Origin of the sequence: Micromonospora chalcea (genome assembly GCF_028768405.1) — a bacterium.
In the GTDB taxonomy this organism is placed as follows: Bacteria; Actinomycetota; Actinomycetes; order Mycobacteriales; family Micromonosporaceae; genus Micromonospora; species Micromonospora chalcea.
Window position 1 is genome coordinate 1,639,492 of the sequence record NZ_CP118233.1, and the last position, 14,973, is coordinate 1,654,464.

Consider the following 14,973-nt stretch of genomic DNA (forward strand, 5'->3'; position numbering starts at 1 on the left):
GGTAGGGTCGGGGCCATGGCGACCTGGGACGACGTGCGGCGCATCGCGCTGGCCCTGCCGGAGACCACCGAGCGCGGCTCGTACGACGACCTGCCCGCCTGGCGGGTGCGCGACAAGATGTTCGTCTGGGACCGGCCGCTGCGCCGCAGCGACCTCGAGGCGCTCGGCGACGCCGCGCCGGACGGCCCGATCCTCGGCGCCCGGGTGCCCGACCTGGGCGCCAAGGAGGCGCTGCTCGCCGACGACCCGGCGGTCTACTTCACCACGCCGCACCTCGACGGCTACCCGGCGGTGCTGGTCCGGCTCGACCGGATCGCCGTGGACGACCTGACCGAGCTGATCACCGAGGCGTGGCACGCCCGCGCGCCGAAGCGCCTCGCCGCCGCGCACCGGGCCGGGGCCGCGTGAGCCGCCCGGTGGACGCCGTCGTCTTCGACATGGACGGCACGCTCATCGAGTCGCACGAGGTGGTGCCGGCGGCGTACCGGGCGGCGGTGCGGGCCGGTGGCGGCCCGTCGTACACCGACGCCGAGGTCATCGCCGGCTACTCGATCGGCTCACCGTCCGACCTGCTGACGCACCTGCTCCGGCGCCCCGCCACCGCCGCTGACCTCGACCGCTACCACACCGAACTGGCCGCGACGGCCGGGCGGGTGAGCGTCTACCCCGGAGTCGCGGAGATGCTCGCCGACCTCGCCGCCCGGGTGCCGGTGGGCGTGTTCACCGGCGCGAGCCACCGGGCGGCGGAGATCATGCTCGACCGGGTCGGCCTGCTCGGTCACTTCCGGGTCGTGCTCGGTGGCGACCAGGTCACCCGCCCCAAACCGGCGCCCGAGGGCGTCGAGGTGGCCTGCCGGCGGCTCGGCGTGCCGGCCGGCCGGGCCGCGTACGTGGGCGACTCGCCGCTGGACCTGCGGGCCGCCCGCAGCAGCGGCGCGGTGGCGGTGGCCGCCGCGTGGGGCCATCAGTACGATCCGGCCGAACCCGCCGACCTCAACCTGGCCCGGCCCGGCGAACTGCTGACCCTGCTGAGCTGAGCCTCTTTTGCCGCGCCGGGCGCTCGGCTAGCCTGCCGATCATGGCATCGACGTTGACCGAGGCGACTGATCCGTGGTGCCTGCGTCCGGGCGAGGCCACCGAGCTGCTGCGCGGGCACCCGTGGCGCCGGTTCGTGGTGCTCGGCGACAGCGTCGCGGAAGGACTGTGCGAGCCGGTCGACGGCTACCCGGACCTCCAGTGGGCCGACCGGATCGCCGCCGAGCTGCGCGCCGTCCGGCCGGAGCTGGCGTACCTGAATCTGGGGCGGCGCGGACTGCGCGCGCACGAGGTGCGGGCCACTCAGCTCGCCGACGCGCTGGCCTTCGAGCCGGATCTCGCACTGGTGGTGTGCGGCGGCAACGACGCGTTCCGGTCCGCCTACGACCCGGACTCGGTCGACGCCGAACTGACCGCCATGATCACCGCGCTGCGGGAAGCCGGCGCGGACGTGATCACGGTGGGCATGTTCGACGTCTCGCACAGCCCGGCGGTGCCGGAGACGCTGCGCGCGGGCCTGGGCGAGCGGATGCGCCGGCTGTCGCGGCACACCCGGGGCGTGGCCGAGCGGCTGGGCACGCTGCACGTGCACCTGACCGACCATCCGCTGGTGGCCGACCCGTCGCTGTACAGCAGCGACGGGCGGCACGGCAGCGCCCGCAGCGACGCGATAGCCACAGCCGAAACCCTGAGAGTCCTGGCCACCCACCTCCCCCACCCCTGACCGCGCCCTCCCCCTTGCCCGCGCCCGGCGCCCTCGGCCCGGATCCACGTTGTTGACCAAGGAGTTTGGGGTCGGTGACGCGCCCCGATGAGGACACGAACTCCTTGATCAACGAAGCGGGCAGGCGGGGAGGGGGTCAGTCGGTTAGGAGGATGCCGGTCAGGAGGACGCCTCGGGCCAGGTTGAGGACCTCGTCGCAGCCCGGGTAGCCGACCCGGGCCAGCGCGCCGGAACCGGTGCGGCCGAACAGGTACGGGGCGAGGCTGTACGGGACATCGGCGGTGACCGTCTCACCGGTCTCGATCTGCACGAAGTCCATCGCCACCCGGTCCGCCTCGTGGTAGCGCTGCAGGATGTTGCCGCCCTCGGCGATCGCCGCGCGCACCCCGTCCGCCCACGCGACAGCCGTCATCTCGCGGCCGATCAGCACCCCGTGCCCGGCCGATCCGCCGGCCGGCTTGGCCACCAGGTCGGCCTGTTCGGCCAGCGCCCGGTCGAGCTGGTCGGCGGTGAGCGCGACGGTGTGCGGCACGTACCGGCGGATCAGCGTCCGGTCGTCCTCCGGCAGCAGGTCCAGATCCTCCCAGAGCCAGGCGTAGTTGAGCTTGTTGCTGAGCAGCCAGGCGGCGCTGCTGACGAACATCGGCATCGTGCCGGCGGCGAGCGCGCCGGCGACCGCGTCCAGGCCGGGGCTGGGGGTGACCCGGTTCGGCACGAACAGCCGGAACAGGGCGTCCACCGGGGCGCCGCCGACGACCAGGCGGCTCTGCGCGTCCAGACCGGCGGTGGCGACCGGGGCGATGACCAGGTCGATGCCGAACGGGCGGGCCTGGTCGATCAGCGGGGACAGGATCCGGATGAACGTCTCCGGGTCGTCCAGTCCCGGGTAGTCGGCGTCGAAGTCCATCAGCAGCGCCACCCGCGCGCCGTCGGCCAGGCCGAGCGTGTCCCGGATGGCGGCGAACCGCTGGTCCAGCAGGGACGGCGCGGGCCGCGCGCCGTCGAGCAGGTCATGGGTACGGTACAGCTCGGCGTACCGCTGGATGACGGTGTCGGCGTCGAAGCCGCCGCCGAGGCTGCTGTCGATGTTGTACTCGACGATGCACGGCACGCCGCCGGAGAACAGCACGTCCGGCCGGTACGCGGCGAGCAGCCCCTCGTGCAGTTCCTCCTCCGGGTCGAGCAGCCGGGTTTCCCCCTCCGGCACGTCGAGGAGCCGTTGCAGCTCACCGGCGGTACGCGCGCGACGCCGGCAGGCTTCCAGGATGAGCTGGGCGATGCGGTCGCAGACCTCGTTCAGCTCGCCGAACGCGTCGGCGGTGAAGACGGGCGGACGGGCCAGCCGCCACTGCTTGTTGTACGTGGCCCGGCCGTGGAAGATCTTCTCCCAGGCCGCGGCGCCGGTGGTCACCATCGCGGTACGGGTGGACTCGGGCAGGTCGGTCCACGCCTGGCCGAGTGGCGGCCACGTGTAGTTCGGGTCCATCGTTCATCCGTCCTTGAGGGTCAGTTGGATGGCGGCGGTGAGCTGGTCGCGGCCGGGTTGCACGGCCCGGTCCAGGGCCGGGGCGAAGGGCAGCACGGCACCGTCGGGGCGGGTGACCCGCCGGGGTGGCGCGGCCAGCCGGACCCGCTCGACCACGGTGGCGATGATCTCCCCGGCGATGCCGCAGGAGCGGTTGCCGTCGTCGACTACCACCAGCCGCCCGGTGCGGCTCACCGACTCGACCAGGCCGTCCCAGTCGAAGGGGTAGAGCGTGCGGGGGTCGAAGACCTCCACCGACGCCTGCCCGGCGAGTTCCTCGGCGACGGCGAGCGCGTCGTGCACCAGGTGCCCGACGGCCACCACCGTCACGTCGGCGCCGGGGCGGCGGACGATCCCGCGGCCCAGCGGCACCGGCGTCAGGTCGGTGACGTCGGCGCGCAGGTCCAGCGCGCCGGCCGGGGCGAAGACCACCACCGGGTCGTCGCAGCGGATCGCGGAGACCAGCAGCCCGTACGCGTCGGCCGGGGTGGCCGGTACGACTGTGGTCACCCCGACGTGGGCGAACAACGCGTACGGGTGGTCGGAGTGCTGCCCGGCCCAGCCGGTGCGGGAGCCGGAGCCGGGCACCACGTAGGTGACCGGCACCGCGCACTGGCCGCCGGTCATCAGCGGGAACTTGTGCGCGTGGTTGACGATCTGTTCGAAGACCAGGAACAGCAGCGACGGGATCTGGAACTCCACCACCGGGCGGGCCCCGGCCAGCGCCGCGCCGGTGGCGAAGCTGGTGAACGCCTGCTCGGACAGCGGGGTGTCGCGGACCCGTTCCGGGCCGAACTTCTTCAGCAGGCCGGTGGTGACGTTCGCGGCGGCCACCCGGATGTCCTCGCCGAGCACCACGACCGACTCGTCGCGGGCCATCTCGTCGGCGAGCGCCCGGGTGAGCGCCCTGCGGTAGGAGAGCCGGGGCATCAGCCACCTCCGGTCCGGGCGGTGAGCCCGCTGGCGTACAGGTGGTCCAGGGCGGTCGCCGGGTCGGGGTGCGGACCGGCGAGCGCGTATTCGACGGCGGCGTCCAGTTCCGCCTCGACGGCGGCGTCCACCTCGGCCCGTACCGCCGGGTCGAGTCGCGCTCCGGCGATGTCGACGGGATCGCGGGACCGGCCCTCGGCCACCTCTTCCGGCGGCCGGTAGTCGAGGCGTACCTGATGTTCGAACGTGTGGTGGGCGTCGAAGCGGTAGGTGCGGGCCTCGACCAGCTCGGGGCCGCCGCCGGCGCGCATCCGCGCGACGGCGGCGGCGGTGACCTCGCGTACCGCTTCGGGGTCCTGCCCGTCGACGGCGACCGCCGGCATGCCGAAGGCGGCGGCCCGCCCGGCGATGGTGCCGGCGACCGCGCCCTCGACCGGCATGGTGGTGGCGTAGCCGTTGTTCTCGCAGACGAACAGCACCGGCACCCGCCAGAGCGCGGCCAGGTTGAACGCCTCCAGCAGCATGCCCTCGTTGACCGCGCCGTCGCCGAAGAAGGTGACGCCGACGATGTCGGCGCCGCGCCGCCGGCGTTCCCACACCGCTCCGGTGAGGATCGCGCCGGCGGCTCCGACGATGGCGTTGGCGCCGAGGACGCCGACGCCGAAGTCGGCGGCGTGCATCGACCCGCCCCGGCCCCGGTTGAGCCCGGTGACCCGGCCGCACAGCTCGGCCAGCATCCGGGCCGGGTCGGCGCCCTTGGCGAGCACGTGCCCGTGCCCGCGGTGGGTGCCGGTGACCAGGTCCTCGCGGTCCAGCGCCGCGCAGACGCCGGCGGCGATCCCCTCCTGACCGAGGTACGGGTGGATGCCACCGACGATCTGTCCGGCGCGGACCAGCTCGATCGCGCGCTCCTCGAAGCGGCGGATCAGCCGGACCGTCCGGTAGAGCCGGAGCGGGTCGGAGCCGGTCACGCCGGACGGCCCTCCTTGACGGCGGCGAGGATGTCGTCCCAGAGTCGGGCGCGGGCGGTCAGCGCGGCGTTGACCGTGTCGGCGCACTCCTGCCACTTGGTGTCGTCGTCGCCGCACAGGTCGGCCAGCATCTGCATGGCCATCGGGGTGTGCTGCTCGCCGTCGACCTCGATGTGCCGCTCCAGGTAGTCGACGAACTTGTTGAGCCGGTTGCTGCGTTCGTTGACGGCGACGACCTGGGTGAACATCTCCGGGATGAGGTCCTCGCGGCCGAACGCGAACGCCGCGGCCTGGCAGTGCACCGGGGTGGTCTCGATGATCCGCCAGGTGGTGCCGGCGAACGCGGCCGACGCCGCGGGTACGCCCGCCGCGCCGAGCGCCTCGGTGACCGGCGTGCCGTCGCGCAGCAGGTCGACGAGCTTGTTCACGGCCGTGGTGTCGGCGCCGGCCTCGGTCATGCCCTGCACGTACAGCTCGAAGTGGCTGATGTAGCCGTCGCCGAGCTCGTCGCTCTCCTCGACCATGACGATGTCGTTGATCAGGCGGCGGCTGCCGGTCGGGCCGGTCGGGATCCACGGCACCGTGACGCAGGTGAGCTGCCGCTGCAGCGACTTCAGCAGGGACATGAAGTCCCAGACCGCGAAGACGTGGTGCTCCATGAACGTGACGAGCGCGTCGTGGGTGTCGAGGTTGGCGTAGAGCGGGTGCTTGACCACCACGTCGCGGCGCTCGGTCACCGCCCGCTCGAGTCGCTCGATGCCCGGGTGCGTCTTACCCCAGTCGTACCGTGACATTGTCAGCCTCCCTGCTGGGCGCGGTCGCGCCAGATGACCGGGCAGTAATCGGGGTCCGCGTAGTCCGGCCGGCCCTCGTGGGTGCGGCGGACCAGCACGTCGTGGTTGTACGCGGCGAGCGTGCCGTCGGAGAGCGGATACTCCCGCCAGGCGTTGTCGCCGTCCTGCAGGTGCAGCGAGATGGCCCGGCGGGGCCGTCCGCTGACGTTCGCACCGCTGCCGTGGTAGGTGCGGCAGTGGTGGAAACTCATGTGTCCCTTGGGGATCACCATGGGGATCTTGCGGATCGTCGCCCCGTTGTACGCCGCGTTCTCGGCCAGCATCGCCTCGAGCTGGTCGCGGTCCCGGTCGGCGAAGTGCCGCACCACCGTGTCGTCGGCGCCGATCTCCCGCCAGCGGTGGGAGCCGTCGACCATGGTGATGGTGCCCATCTCCTCGCCGCAGTCGTGGAACGGGATGAACGCGGTGAGCATGTTCTCCGACGACGAGGACGCCCAGTAGTGCTTGTCGAAGTGCCAGGGCACGATGTTCGACGGCTCACCGGCGATCGGCGGCTTCCAGATCAGCGTGGACTGGAAGATGCGGATCTCGGTGGCCTGCGCCAGCCGGGCGGCGACCGCCCCGATCAGCGGTTTGCGCAGGATGCGCGCGATGCCGTCGTGTTCGTGGTGGACGTAGTCGTTGTGCCGCTGCACGTCGCCCTTGGCCGGCTCCCAGTAGGCCAGCTTCGGCGGCCGGACCGGCAGCCGCCGGTCGCGTTCCCCGGCGTAGTAGCTGTCGGTGGCGGCGACCAGCTCGTCCACCTCGTCGTCGGTGAGCAGCTTCTTCGACAGGTACCAGCCGTGCTCGGCGTAGTGCCGGACGTCCTCGTCGGAGGGAAGCAGCGCCTCCTCCTCGGCGGTCAGCCCGGGATCGATGGTGGTCATGCCCCTACCCCTCCGGCCGCGGCAGCAGGGGTCGCCCCCGCCGCGGCCAGCTCGCGTTCCTTGGCCTCGTAGAGCGCCTTGATGTTGCCGCTGCCGAAGGTGCGCGCCCCGCGCCGCTCGATGAGTTCGAGGAACAGGGTGCGGCGCACGTGCATCGACTCGGTGAAGATCTGCAGCAGCTGCCCGTCGTGGTCGGAGTCGACCAGGATGCTCAGCTCGCGCAGCCGGTCCACCGGCGCGTCGAGGCGGCCGACCCGCTGCTCCAGGCCGTCGTAGTAGGCGCCGGGCGTGCTGGCGAACCGCACCCCGCGCCCGGCGAGCGCGCCGACGGCGGTGACGATGTCGTCGGTGCGCAGCCCCAGGTGCTGCACCCCGGCGCCGGCGTGCCAGCGCAGGAAGTCCTCGATCTGGCCGGGCCGGGCGCTCGTGTCCGGCTCCAGCAGCACCAGCGTGACCTTCCCCGACGGGCTCTGCACCACCTTGGAGTTCATCGCCTGACCGGCGACCTCGATGTGCTCGGTGAAGATGTCGGCGAAGCCGAACACCTTCTCGTAGTGCGCGACTGTCTCGTCGAGCTGCCCCGGCGGCACGCAGACGGCCAGGTGGTCCACCTCGGCCAGCAGCGAGTCGCCGTCCGGCGCGGCCACCGGCTCGATCGCCCCGGGCAGGAACACCTCCGGGTCGCCGCGCCGCTCGACCAGGCGGTGCACCACGTCGCCGAAACCGCCGACCTCGGCGACCACCACCTCGGCGTCCGCGCCGGTGAAGGTGCGCGGCGGGCTCACCGCGCTCGCGCCGCGTTCCACCAGTTCCGCGTACGCCCCGGCGGCGTCGTCGACGGCGAGCGCCACCACGGCGATGCCGTCGCCGTGCCGGTGCACGTACGTGGCCGCCGGGTGCTCGGCGGACAGCCCGGTGGTCAGCAGCAGCCGGATGCCGGCCTGGGCCAGCAGCAGCGACCGCTGCCCGTCCAGCCCGGTCTCCGGACCGCCCTGCCCGCGCAGCCGGAAACCGACGGCGTTGTCGAAGTAGAAGGCCGCCTGCCGGGCGTCTCCCACGTACAGTTCGAGATGATCTATCCCGTTGATGGTCATATGGGCTTCCCCTGTTCCCCCCGTGATCGCGACCCGGACGGACGCCCGGGACTGGAGTCCGGTCAGCCGGCGGCCGGGGTGGCGGCCCGGCGGGCCGGCCCGGAGAGCCGGCGCAGGAGCAGACTGACGTTCTGGCCGCCGAACCCGAACGAGTTCGTCAGCGCGTGGTCGGCCCGGGTGGGCCGGGGCACGGCGCGGACGTGGTCCGCCTCGCACTCCGGGTCCGGGTCGTCCAGGTGGTAGGTGGGCGGCAGCAGGCCACTGTCGAGCGCCAGCGCGGTGGCGGCGGCCTCCAGCACCCCTGATGCGCCGAGCAGGTGCCCGGTGAGCGCCTTGGTGGAGCTGACCGGGACGCCGCCGAGGCCGAACACCTCGGCCAGGGCGATCGTCTCGGCGACGTCACCGAGCTTGGTGCCGGTGCCGTGCGCGTTGACGTACCCGACGTCGCCCGGCCCGATCCCGCCGGCGGCCAGCGCCCGGCGCATGCACGCGGCCGCTCCCGCGCCGTCCGGGCGCGGCGCGGTCGGGTGGTACGCGTCGGTGTTCGCCCCGAAACCGGCGACCTCGGCGTAGCCGCGCACGCCCCGACCGTCGGCGTGTCCGGCGCGCTCCAGCACCAGCAGCGCCGCGCCCTCGGCCAGCACGAACCCGTTGCGCCGCTTGTCGAACGGGCGGCTCGCCTCGGTGGGTTCGTCCCAGCCCCGGGCCAGCGCCCGGGCGTTGCCGAACGTGTCGGCGAACGTGGGAAACAGCGGCGCCTCGCTCGCCCCGCACACCACCACGTCGGCCTCGCCGGAGCGGATGAGGCGTACCCCGTCGGCGACCGCCTGGGCGCCGGAGGCGCAGGCCGTGCCGACCGACGAGCTGTAACCGCGGATGCCGTGCGCGATGGCGATCCGCGCCGACGGCATGTTCGGCAGGATGCCGGTGAGCAGGTACGGGCTGACCGCCGCCCGGCCCCGGGCGGCCCGCGCCAGCACCTGCCCCTCCAGCGTGGACATCCCGCCGACACCGCCGACGATCACCGCGATGCGCTCCGGGTCGACGTCGCGGCCCACCTCGATGCCCGCGTCGGCGAGCGCCTCGGCGGCGGTGATCAGGGCCAGCAGCACCACCCGGTCGAGCACCTTCGTCTCCGGGCCGGAGGCGACGCTGCGCGGGTCGATGTCCGGCAGCACGCCGGCCACCTCCAGGCTGCCCGCCGCCGGGTGTCCCTCGGGCGGCCGGCGCAGCCCGGAGCGGCCGGTGAGCAGCGCGTCGAACGTGTCCGCCACGCCGCGCCCCGCCGGGGTGAACAGGCCCATGCCGGTGACGACGGCGGTCACGACGGCGCCTCGGTCAGATAGCGCTCGCGCAGCGCCACCTTGCGTACCTTGCCGGTGACGGTGACCGGGATGTCGTCGGCGCGCACCGGGACGATCCGGCGAAGCGTGGCGCCCACGTCCGGGCCCAGCGCGGTACGGATCCGCTCGGTGCGGTCCGCGTCCGGGTCGGCGCCGGCGGCCAGTTCCAGCAGCACGTCGGTGGTGACCGTGCCGTCGTCCGCCTTGACGATCACCACGGTGCAGTCGGTCACGTCGGGGCTGGCGGCCAGGATGCGCTCCTCGGACAGCGCGGTGAAGAACCGTTTGCCGTCGCCCGCCTCGACCGAGTCGACCGCCCGGTCCAGGTGGTAGTAGCGGCCGTCCTCGTCGGCGTACACCAGGTCGCCGGTGAGGTACCAGCCGCGCAGCCGGAACCGGTACGTGGTGACCGAGTCGTTCCAGTAGCCGCGGAACAGCGACGGCGAGTCGATGCCGAGCCAGCCGACCTGCCCGGGCGGCAGCTCGTTGCCGTCGGTGTCGAGCACGGCGACCTTGGTGAACCGGTACGGGCGGCCGACGCAGCGGCCGTACCTGTCGGTGTCGGAGGTGTGCGTGATGTGGAACATCGAGTGGCCCATCTCGCTGGAGCCCAGGCCGTCGATGAACACCGACCCGGGTACCCGGGTCACGCCCTGACGGGTCACCACGTCGCGGGAGCCCACCGCGACCAGCCGCCGTACGTGCGGCTCGTGCGAGCAGTCGCCGGTGTTGAACCACAGCCGCACCGAGTCCAGGTCGTAGCCGGACAGGTCGAAGCGGGCCAGCTCGGCCCAGGTGACGGAGAAGCCGAACACGCCGTCGGGGCGCCACCGCTGGATCGCGTCGAGCACCCGCTCGCCGCCCTGCTCGGAGAGCAGGAACATCTCCGCCCGGTTGCCGAGCGCCTGGTTGACCATGAGCACGGTGGCGGTGTGCGGGGCGGGCAGCGCGTTGAGGATGCGCGTGGTGCCCTGCGCCTGCGGCATGGACAGCAGGTGCCGGGTCGCGGCGAACAGGCTGGCGTGCGAGTGCAGCACCGCCTTCGGCACTCCGGTGGTGCCGGAGGTGTGGGTGATGACGATCGGGTCGTCCGGGTGGTGCCGGTAGTGCGCGGGCGCGGCGTCCGGGTCGCCGGTCCCGGCCTGCGCGGGCTCGCCGAGCATCGGCGCGCCCAGGTCGTGCCCGGCCAGCGCCTGCGCGTGCGCGGCGTCGGCGAGCACCCCGGCGGCGCGCAGCCGGCGGATGTACTCGGCGGCGATCTCGGGGCGCAGCCTGCCGTTCATCAGCGCCGGGATGGCGCCGAGGCGGGTCAGCGCCAGGAACGACAGCACCATGTCGGCGGCCGTACCGGCCCAGACGGCGACCGGGTCGCGGGGTTTCACCCCGCGTTCGTGCAGCCAGGCGGCCCGGGCGGCGACCATCCGGTCGAGCCGGCCCAGGGTCAGCGGGGTCTCGGCCGGGTGGCCGTCGACCTCGGTGTCGAACGTGAGCCCCGGCCCGTCCGGGTCGGCGCCGTGGGCCAGCACCCGGGCGAGCACGTTGCCCGCGCCCAGTTCCGCGTCGGCTGCGAGCGCGCCGCGCAGTCCCTTCGTCCTCATTGACGTGTTCCCTCCCCCAGCAGCACCGCGGTCGCCTCGCCCGGCGTACCGTCCGATGCCAGTTCGATCAGGATCAGCAACGCCTGTGCGGCGTCGCCGTCGTGCAGCAGCAGGCCCGCCTCGGCCTCCCCCTCGGCCCGCGGGTCGCCGGTCGGGCTCAGGCACACCACCGGCCCGTCCAGTCCCCAGCGCGCCGCGACGTGCCCGGCCACGCTGTTCGGCACCGACTGGAAGAAGAACAGCGGCCCGATCCGGTCACCGGCGTCCACCGCGGCCCGGACGTGCGCCGCGCTGGCCGTGTCCCCGCCGGCGCTGACCAGCACCACCGCCGTACCGTTGTCCGGCGGCAGCGGCCCGGTGCCGTAGCGCCGCGCGAGGCACCGCTCGGCCACCGCCACCACGAGAGGCGCGAACGCCGAGTGCACAAACCCCGGCACCCCCGCCGGCCCCTCATCCCCGTCCTCGGGCCACCGCCCCTCTGCTTCGCTGCGCGATCTTGCGGTTGGCGCCCTCTCGGCGGGCGTTGTGCCCGTTTCGTCGGGGCCGGAAGTGCAAGATCGCGGAGGGCTGGGGGTGGAGGCGGTCATGAGGTGCTCACCAGGAGTGCGGTATTGGCGCCGCCGAAGGCGGCGTTGAGGGTCAGGGCGTGTGCGGTGCGCGCGGGGCGGGGGGCGTCGCGGATGACGTCCAGCGGGCACTGCGGGTCCGGGCCGAGCCAGCCGGCGGTGACCGGCAGCTTGCCGTGCCGCAGGGCCAGCACGGTGACCAGCAGTTCCAGCAGCCCGGACGCCTCCAGCGCGTGCCCGTGCACCGACTTGGTGGAGCTGACCGGCAGCCGCCCGGCGTCGTCGCCGAACACCCGGGTCAGCGCCGCCGCCTCGGAGGCGTCGCTGAACGGGGTGCCGGTGGCGTTGGCGTTGACGTAACCGACCGCGTCCGGGGGCAGCCCGCCGCGGCGCAGCGCCGCCTCGACCGCCCGGGCCAGCCCCAGCCCCTCCGGGTGCGGCTGGCACGCGTGGTAGGCGTCCCCCGCCCGCCCCCACCCGGCCACCGTCGCCACCGTCTCGGCGCCCCGCCGGGCGGCGGCACTCGCCGACTCCAGCACCACAGCGGCCACCCCGTCGCCCAGCAGCAGGCCCTTGCGGCCGGCGCTGAACGGGCGTACCGCGCCGTCGGCGGCGAGCGCCCGCCCGGCGTCGAACAGCGCGTACTGGTCCGGTTCGACCAGGTAACCGGCCGCGACCACGACCCGCTCCAGGTCGCCCCGGCGGATCAGCGCGGCGGCGTCGGCGACCGCGCTGCTCGCCGACACGCAGGCCGTGGTGTAGATCCGGGTCCGCCCGCCGAGGCCGCACCGCGCGGCCAGGTGACCGGCCAGCGCCGGGACCGTCGGAGCGTCCCGCCCCTGCGGTACGGGCAGCGAGTGCGGCCCGCCGTGGGTGGCCAGGAACAGCGCCGACCCGGCGCGCCCGGCCCGGTCCAGTCCGGCGGCCCCGGCGGCGGCGTCGATCGCGTCGGCCAGCTCGTCGGCGAGCGTGCCGACGTCCGGCGCTGTGGCCGCCACGGTGACCCGGCGGCCGGTGGTGTCGAAACGGCGCACCGGTCCGAACGCCGGGGCGCCGGTGAGCACCCCGGCCAGCAGCGCGTCCGCGCCCCTGCCGAGGGCGCTGAGCGCGTACGTGCCGGTGATCCGTACGGTTTCCCGCTCAGCCATCTGCGGGAGCGGTCAGCGCGCCGCGGAACACCGCGAGCGCGTCGTCGACGGTGCGGATGCCGGCGAGTTCGTCGTCGCTCAGGTCCAGCCGGCGGTCGTGGCGCTGCTCGACCATGTGCACCAGCCAGGCCAGCTCCATCGAGCCGAGCCGGTCCGGCACCTGGTCGGCGGGTTTCGCGGTCAGTTCGGCGAGCATGCTCACCAGGTCAGCTCGCCCCAGGTCGGGCTGACCGGACATCAGGACTTGTCGCTGTTCGCGGCCACCCGGTCGGCGACCATCGTGGTGAACTCGCCGACCGTCATCAGCGCCAGTTTCTCCGACTCGTCGTCGGCGAACTTCACGCCGTACCGGTCCTCGACGCGGACCGCGAGGTCGGCCAGGGCCAGCGACTCCAGGTCGACGCCGGAGGGGCCGAGCGTGGTGTCGTCGTCGAGCTCGTCCACGTCGTAGTTCATGTCGGCGAGCTGTTCGACGACGAAAGTGCGGACCTGGTCTCGCATGGGTTCAGACCTCTTCTCCGTGTACCGGCTGACGGTGCCCGGTCGGGACACCGTGTGCGTGTGGACCGGCCGGCTCGGACGCGCGGGTGGCGCGCCGCTCGGCCGGGGCGGGTCGGGAATCGGGGTGGATCGGACGTCCGGCGGGAGTCCGGCGATTGCGCGGCTCGTACAGCGGTCCGGTCACGACGCCGCGTCCCGCAGCGCCGGGACCGACCGGACCAGCTTTCCGGTGGTGGTGCGGGGCATCTGGTCGAGCAGCCGCAGCGTGCGGGGACGCTTGAAGCCGGCCAGCCGCTCGGCGATGAGCTTGTCCAGCGTCTCCTCGGTCAGCGAGCCGTCGGCCTGGACGTACGCGGTGATGCCGTCGTCCCAGACCACCACCGCGGCGACGACGCCGGGCAGCCCGGCCACTGTGGCCTCCACCTCGGTCAGGTCGACCTTCAGGCCGCCCACCGACACCTGCGAGTCCAGCCGGCCCTTGATGGTGACCAGGCCGGTGTCCGGGTCGACCACCCCGGCGTCGCGGGTGTGCAGCCAGCCGTCGGCCCACCGGGTCGGGTCGGCCAGTCCGACGTACGGGTTGGCGGGGCAGCTGACCCACAGCTCGCCGTCACGCTCGCGCACCTCGATGCCGGGGGCGGGCGCGATGGCGGGGCGGTGCCGCCCGTACAGGTCGGTGCCGATGACGCCGACCTCGGTCATCCCGTACATGTTGCCCAGCGGCACGCCGTAGCGGTCGGTGAAGGCATTGGCCACGGCGGCGCTCACCAGCTCGCCGCCGGTGGTCATGCGTTTGAGCTGCGGCAGCGGCCCGGCCGGTGTGGTGGAGGCGAGCAGCCCGATGTGGAACGGCACGCCGAGCACAGTGGCCGGGGTGTCCTGGGCGGCCACGGCGGCGAGGATCGCGTCGCCGCTGAGCCGCTCCGGCGGGCACAGCTCGACGCCCGCGTGCAGCCCGTAGAGCAGGCCGCCGACCAGGCCGAGCACGTGCACCATGCTGGGCAGCAGGATGATCCGCTCGCCGGGCAGCGCGACGCCGTCGATGCGGGTGTAGCGGCGCACCTCGCCGACCAGGTCGGCGGCGGTGCGGCCGATCACCTTGGACGGCCCGGTGGAGCCGGAGCTGAGCTGGATCACCGCGTGCGGGCTGCCCGCCGGGCGGTCGGAGTACGCGCTGACGCCGGCGGTGACGTCGACGAAGATCCGCAGCGCGCCGCCGCCGGAGCGCACCGGGGCGACCACCACCTGCGGGCTGAGCCGGCGCAGCGCCTGGTCGACCTCGTGGTCGGTGAGCCGGTGGTCGAGCAGCACCGCCTGCGCGCCGGTACGCCAGGTGGCGAGCAGGTGCGCCACGTACGCCAGCGAGGGCGGCAGACGCAGCGCGGCGGCGCCTCCGGCGCGCAGCCCGGCCTCGGCGAGCCGGTCCTGCGCCTCGCCGACGAGCCGGCGCAGCGTGCCCTTGTCCACCGGTTCGGGCAGGCGCAGGCAGACGTCGGTGTCGCGGCCGGTGAACAGGATGTCGTCCACCCAGTCCACCGTCGTCGAGGCAGGATCTTCTGCCACGGGATGTGCAGTCACGACCAGCCACCGTTCCAATGAGGAACTGGGCGGATCCGCCCAGCGGGTACGTCGTTCGGGGTATGGCGGAACCCTACGACGACCCTCTTCTGCATCGCCAGATGCAAATGGCTAGATCCAAAACAGCGGCTGGGTGGATTGCTCAGGCTCGATCGGACAGGCAGGATCGGGGCCACGCCGGCAAGGTAGTCCGCCGGCCGCCGGATGCTGTGCGCGCGGGCTCCCGCGCGGACGGCGGGC

The 14,973-nt window shown here is 73.7% G+C and carries 16 protein-coding genes; 3 read left to right on the forward strand and 13 right to left on the reverse strand.

Translation table 11 applies throughout. The annotated features are described in order from the left end of the window. Positions 1-15 precede the first annotated feature (15 nt). The 3 genes from PVK74_RS07615 to PVK74_RS07625 are packed head-to-tail and all read left to right on the forward strand — an operon-like array spanning position 16 to position 1,759. A complete protein-coding gene (locus PVK74_RS07615) occupies positions 16-408 on the forward strand; it encodes an MmcQ/YjbR family DNA-binding protein (protein ID WP_064445772.1) in 393 nt (130 codons plus the stop codon). Beyond that, complete coding sequence (locus tag PVK74_RS07620; RefSeq protein WP_113972835.1) at positions 405-1,037, forward strand: HAD family hydrolase; 633 nt, start codon at positions 405-407, stop codon at positions 1,035-1,037. The genes PVK74_RS07615 and PVK74_RS07620 overlap by 4 nt, the downstream gene beginning before the upstream one ends. 41 nt (positions 1,038-1,078) lie before the next feature. Next, complete coding sequence (locus PVK74_RS07625) at positions 1,079-1,759, forward strand: SGNH/GDSL hydrolase family protein (RefSeq protein WP_043323645.1); 681 nt, start codon at positions 1,079-1,081, stop codon at positions 1,757-1,759. A 136-nt stretch (positions 1,760-1,895) separates the two neighbouring features. On the opposite strand, the gene PVK74_RS07630 is transcribed toward PVK74_RS07625, so the two are convergent. From PVK74_RS07630 to PVK74_RS07690, 13 genes are all read right to left on the reverse strand, one after another. Further along, on the reverse strand, positions 1,896-3,245 hold the full coding sequence (locus tag PVK74_RS07630; protein WP_274478643.1) for an ATP-grasp domain-containing protein: 1,350 nt from the start codon (positions 3,243-3,245) through the stop codon (positions 1,896-1,898). Positions 3,246-3,248: 3 nt separating this feature from the next. Continuing rightward, entirely contained in the window at positions 3,249-4,214 is a 966-nt protein-coding gene (locus PVK74_RS07635; protein ID WP_064445768.1) for an alpha-ketoacid dehydrogenase subunit beta, read from the reverse strand. Beyond that, positions 4,214-5,185: a thiamine pyrophosphate-dependent dehydrogenase E1 component subunit alpha gene (locus PVK74_RS07640; RefSeq protein ID WP_104115197.1), complete on the reverse strand. Its 972-nt coding sequence runs from the start codon at positions 5,183-5,185 to the stop codon at positions 4,214-4,216. Before PVK74_RS07640 ends, PVK74_RS07635 begins: the two co-directional genes overlap by 1 nt. Further along, positions 5,182-5,979, reverse strand: a complete 798-nt coding sequence (locus PVK74_RS07645; RefSeq protein ID WP_043323637.1) for a DUF3050 domain-containing protein — start codon at positions 5,977-5,979, stop codon at positions 5,182-5,184. Before PVK74_RS07645 ends, PVK74_RS07640 begins: the two co-directional genes overlap by 4 nt. A 2-nt stretch (positions 5,980-5,981) precedes the next feature. Beyond that, a complete protein-coding gene (locus PVK74_RS07650; protein WP_166455917.1) occupies positions 5,982-6,905 on the reverse strand; it encodes a phytanoyl-CoA dioxygenase family protein in 924 nt (307 codons plus the stop codon). After that, on the reverse strand, positions 6,902-7,999 hold the full coding sequence (gene hppD, locus PVK74_RS07655) for a 4-hydroxyphenylpyruvate dioxygenase (RefSeq protein WP_274478645.1): 1,098 nt from the start codon (positions 7,997-7,999) through the stop codon (positions 6,902-6,904). Before hppD ends, PVK74_RS07650 begins: the two co-directional genes overlap by 4 nt. A gap of 62 nt (positions 8,000-8,061) precedes the next feature. Further along, a complete protein-coding gene (locus PVK74_RS07660) occupies positions 8,062-9,324 on the reverse strand; it encodes a beta-ketoacyl-[acyl-carrier-protein] synthase family protein (protein ID WP_043323632.1) in 1,263 nt (420 codons plus the stop codon). Continuing rightward, complete coding sequence (locus PVK74_RS07665; RefSeq protein WP_069088553.1) at positions 9,321-10,940, reverse strand: class I adenylate-forming enzyme family protein; 1,620 nt, start codon at positions 10,938-10,940, stop codon at positions 9,321-9,323. The genes PVK74_RS07660 and PVK74_RS07665 overlap by 4 nt, the downstream gene beginning before the upstream one ends. Then, positions 10,937-11,377, reverse strand: coding sequence for a beta-ketoacyl synthase chain length factor (locus PVK74_RS07670; RefSeq protein WP_274478647.1), 441 nt, complete (start codon positions 11,375-11,377; stop codon positions 10,937-10,939). The genes PVK74_RS07665 and PVK74_RS07670 overlap by 4 nt, the downstream gene beginning before the upstream one ends. Positions 11,378-11,523: 146 nt before the next feature. Continuing rightward, positions 11,524-12,654 (reverse strand): beta-ketoacyl-[acyl-carrier-protein] synthase family protein, encoded by a 1,131-nt coding sequence (locus PVK74_RS07675; RefSeq protein ID WP_209962127.1) that lies wholly within the window; start codon positions 12,652-12,654, stop codon positions 11,524-11,526. Then, complete coding sequence (locus tag PVK74_RS07680; RefSeq protein ID WP_043323626.1) at positions 12,647-12,892, reverse strand: hypothetical protein; 246 nt, start codon at positions 12,890-12,892, stop codon at positions 12,647-12,649. The genes PVK74_RS07675 and PVK74_RS07680 overlap by 8 nt, the downstream gene beginning before the upstream one ends. Then, a complete protein-coding gene (locus PVK74_RS07685) occupies positions 12,892-13,155 on the reverse strand; it encodes an acyl carrier protein (protein WP_043323623.1) in 264 nt (87 codons plus the stop codon). Before PVK74_RS07685 ends, PVK74_RS07680 begins: the two co-directional genes overlap by 1 nt. Positions 13,156-13,335: 180 nt before the next feature. Then, entirely contained in the window at positions 13,336-14,733 is a 1,398-nt protein-coding gene (locus tag PVK74_RS07690) for a class I adenylate-forming enzyme family protein (protein ID WP_064446474.1), read from the reverse strand. Positions 14,734-14,973: the final 240 nt, after the last annotated feature.